This window comes from Roseateles sp. GW823-FHT07B05 (assembly GCF_058794515.1).
In genome coordinates this window covers 1-1,181 of sequence record NZ_JBXAGX010000042.1, presented here as the reverse complement: position 1 = coordinate 1,181, position 1,181 = coordinate 1, and the positions used below count along the sequence as shown (strand labels likewise).

At 65.2% G+C, this 1,181-nt stretch carries 1 protein-coding gene; it reads right to left on the bottom strand.

The genetic code is table 11. The features are described from left to right. Positions 1-138: 138 nt before the first annotated feature. A complete protein-coding gene (locus tag AC1Q7O_RS27565) occupies positions 139-1,107 on the bottom strand; it encodes an IS5 family transposase (protein ID WP_492662640.1) in 969 nt (322 codons plus the stop codon). Positions 1,108-1,181: the final 74 nt, after the last annotated feature.

Sequence of the window (1,181 nt, the reverse complement as noted above, 5' to 3'; positions counted from 1 at the left end):
TAGGGCTACGCTGAATAAGCCTTTGATTTCGGGGACGGCTTCCGCAGGCTGATCGCGGGGACGATTTGCGCAGTGAATCCGGCGATCCAGACCCGCTTTCCGCGCCGCAGGCGCCATGCCGGCGCCCAGCGGACGCACTCATCCCACCAAGTGCTTGCGCGCCATGTAGATGTTCGCCAGGCCCAGCGCTACGAACGCGCGCGTCGCGTTCTTGGCCAGGCCCTTGTAGCGCACCTTGTTGAAGCCCCACTGCCGCTTGACCACGGCGAACATGTGTTCCACCCGCGAGCGCACCTTGGACTTGATGCGGTTGGCGATGCGCTCGATCTCGGCGGCAATGCCCGCAGCGCCGACACGGCGGTTCGTCCGGTCCCGCGCCTGCGGCGCCTTGCTGGCGATCAGTTGCTGCTGCGAGGCGTAGGCGCTGTCGCCGTAGACCTCTTGCTCGGCCCCGTGCAACAGCTGAGGAATCGCATGCTTGTCGTGCACGTTGGCCGCCGTCACGACGGCGCTGTGCGCCAGGCCGGTCTTGCTGTCCACGCCGATGTGCAGCTTCAGGCCGAAGAACCACTGCTTGCCCTTTCGGGTCTGATGCATTTCGCCGTCGCGCTCGCCCTTGTCGTTCTTGGTCGAGCTCGGCGCCGAGATGATGGTGGCATCCACGATGGTGCCGGTGCCGACCTTCATGCCCTTGCCCTGCAGCACTTCACCGACCTTGGCGAACAGTGCGGCGCCCAGCTTGTGTTTGTCGTCCTCAAGCAGGCGGCGGAACTTCAGCAAGGTGGTGCCGTCAGGCACACGCTCGCGGCCCAGGTCGATGCCAACGAAGCGGCGCAGCGCCGTGCTGTCCAAGAGCGCTTCCTCGCAGGCCTCGTCGGCGAGGTTGAACCAGTGCTGCACGAAGTACATGCGCAGCATGCGCTCCAGGCCGATGGGCGGGCGACCCTTGCCGGCCTTCGGGTAGTGGGGCTCGATGACCCCGCACAGCTCAGCCCACGGAACGATGGAATCCATCGTCTGCAGGAACACGTCGCGCCTGGTCGGCCTGCGAAACCGCTCGAATTCCGCACCCTGATCGGCAGCCGCTGCGAGTGTTGCTTGCTTCATCCGAACATCATCCCGACGCCGCTGCTGCCTTGCCACCAGATCAACCCGGAAGGCAGACCTTAATCAGCGTAGCC